Here is a 2,623-nt window from a genome sequence, read left to right on the forward strand (position 1 = left end):
TTAAAAATGGATAGAAGAAAATTCTTAACTTATGTTAGTTGTACTTGTTGTAGTTTAGCTCTGAATTCATGTGCTACTGCACCAATCACTGATCGAAAACAATTAAAACTAATCCCTGAAGCTAAATTAAATGCTCAGGCAGCCCAAATTTTTGAAAAAATTAAGGAAAAGGAAAAATTAATAACAGGACCAAAACTTAATCAAATTAAAGAAATTGGCAAAAGAATGGAAAATTCTATAGGAGAATATTTTTATCAATCAAAACTTGATGATCCGACAGTTGGTTTTGATTGGGAATATATATTAATCGATAAAAAAAATATGAGAAATGCATTTTGCATGCCAGGAGGTAAAATAGCAGTTTTTTCAGGTATATTAGAAGTAACCAAAAATACTGATGGCTTAGCTGCTGTCATGGGTCATGAAATTGCACATGCTGTAGCAAAACACTCCGTAGAACGAGCGAGCAGAGGTGTTGTTTTAAACGTAGGGACAAATGTTATTGATATATTGTCTGGTGGAAAATTGTCTCAAGTTAATAGAACAACAGGCATGAATACTATTAGTATGGTCTCTCAACTAGGTATAATGAACCCTTTCAATAGAAAGCAAGAAACTGAAGCTGACTATTTGGGTATGATTTTTGCCTCTTTGTCTGGTTACGATATAAGAGAAACGCCTAAAATTTGGGAAAGAATGAAAAGATTTAGTAAGGGAAAAAAACAATATGAATTTCTTAGCACACACCCCTCACCTGACAATCGAATTAAAAAAATAAACGAGTGGACAAATAGTATAATTCTGGATTATCCACCAATTAAAATATAAGTATTAATTGATGGTGAGCCGTGATGGACTCGAACCATCGACCCATTCCTTAAAAGGGAATTGCTCTACCAACTGAGCTAACGGCCCAAAATTACTTCGTATATACATATTTATTTTAATATTTCAAATAGGAATTGATGAGACATATAGTTTCTTTATCACAACTTATCTATGTATTTATCATGAAATTCATTAAAAGTGCCTTTTTGAATATTTTTTCTTATTTCGCTCATTAATTCTTGATAAAAGTTGATATTATTTAACGTTAAAAGCATCGACCCTAAAATTTCATTAGTATTGAATAAATGATTCAAATAATTTTTTGAATATTTGTTTAAATTTAAATTTTTACACTTTTCATCAAGAGGTGAATTGTCATTTTGATATTTATTGTTTTTAATATTTATTCTTCCATTCCATGTAAAAGCCAGACCTGTTCTCCCTGATCTAGTCGGCATTACGCAATCAAACATGTCTATTCCTCTTTTAACTGCACCTAAAATATCAGAAGGTGTGCCTACACCCATTAAATAATGTGGTTTATTTTCTGGAAGATTTTCCTTAATGTCATCCAAAACTTTAAACATTTCCTCTTGTGTTTCACCAACTGCAAGACCACCAATGGCATATCCATCAAAATTTAGATTTAACAAACCTTTAAGAGACAAAAGTCTCAAATCTTTAAAAAGGCCTCCTTGGACTATGCCAAAAAGAGCTTTATGAGGATTTTTTCCAAAGGCTTTTTTGGATCTATCAGCCCAATATAATGATAGTTCCATTGATTTTTTAATCAGTTCATAGTTATCCGTTTTCTTTGGACATTCATCCATGATCATTACAATATCTGAGTTTAAGCCAAGTTGAATTTTTATACTTTCTTCAGGGCTCAAATAAAATTTTTTTCCATCAACATGAGAGTTAAAAATTGCACCTTTTTCTCGGTCTATTTTATTTAATTTTGAAAGAGACATTACTTGAAAACCACCTGAGTCAGTAAGTATTGGTAAATCACAATTCATAAAGGAATGTAATCCGCCAGCATTTTCAATTCGTTCAACTCCTGGACGGATCATTAAATGATATGTATTAGCTAAAATTATGTCTGAGCCAGTTTTTTTAATATCGTCAATCGTACAAGCTTTTACAGTTGCCTGAGTTCCAACTGGCATAAAAGCAGGAGTTCTAATAATACCTCTATGCGTTTCTATAATTCCTTCTCTTGCATAGCCATCTTTGTTCAATAATTTAAAGGCAAATTCTTTCAATGCCATTAAATATTATAATGATTTAAAACTAATTATTTTATCTGGATCTGTGACAGCACCATTATTGTTTTCATCACCACGTTTAATTTTATCAACAAATTCCATTCCTTCGATCACTTTTCCAAAAACTGTATATTGGTTATCTAGAAAAGGAGCAGGTTTAAAACAAATAAAAAATTGGCTATTTGCACTATTTGGATCTTGTGATCTAGCCATAGATAAAGTTCCTCTATCATGAGGTAAATTATTAAATTCTTGTTTTAGGTCTGGTAAATCTGATCCTCCCATTCCTGCCATTCTTAAATTAAAATCACCTGATGATGAATTTCCAAATTTTACATCGCCAGTTTGTGCCATGAAACCATCAATAACTCTGTGAAAAACAACATTATCATATTTACCGCTATTGGCTAAATCTTTAATTCTTTTGACATGATTAGGTGCTACATCTTCAAATAATTCAATTTTAACATCTCCATCTTTAAGTTTTAAAATCATAATATTCTCCTCTGACATTACTTGGTTTATGA

Annotated in this window: 3 protein-coding genes and 1 tRNA gene; 1 reads left to right on the plus strand and 3 read right to left on the minus strand. The window is 31.2% G+C overall.

Annotation, left to right across the window (positions count from 1 at the left end):
- Positions 1-6 precede the first annotated feature (6 nt).
- Complete coding sequence (locus ACTT83_RS06295) at positions 7-828, plus strand: M48 family metallopeptidase (RefSeq protein WP_440919234.1); 822 nt, start codon at positions 7-9, stop codon at positions 826-828.
- Between the two features lie 11 nt (positions 829-839).
- Here ACTT83_RS06295 and ACTT83_RS06300 read toward each other — a convergent pair.
- From ACTT83_RS06300 to ACTT83_RS06310, 3 genes are all read right to left on the minus strand, one after another.
- A tRNA-Lys gene (locus tag ACTT83_RS06300) sits at positions 840-915 on the minus strand.
- Between the two features lie 71 nt (positions 916-986).
- On the minus strand, positions 987-2,099 hold the full coding sequence (gene tgt, locus ACTT83_RS06305; RefSeq protein WP_440919232.1) for a tRNA guanosine(34) transglycosylase Tgt: 1,113 nt from the start codon (positions 2,097-2,099) through the stop codon (positions 987-989).
- A gap of 6 nt (positions 2,100-2,105) precedes the next feature.
- Entirely contained in the window at positions 2,106-2,621 is a 516-nt protein-coding gene (locus ACTT83_RS06310) for a peptidylprolyl isomerase (protein WP_440919233.1), read from the minus strand.
- Between the last annotated feature and the right edge of the window lie 2 nt (positions 2,622-2,623).

The sequence above is a fragment of the Candidatus Pelagibacter sp. genome, assembly GCF_052049775.1.
In the GTDB taxonomy this organism is placed as follows: Bacteria; Pseudomonadota; Alphaproteobacteria; order Pelagibacterales; family Pelagibacteraceae; genus Pelagibacter.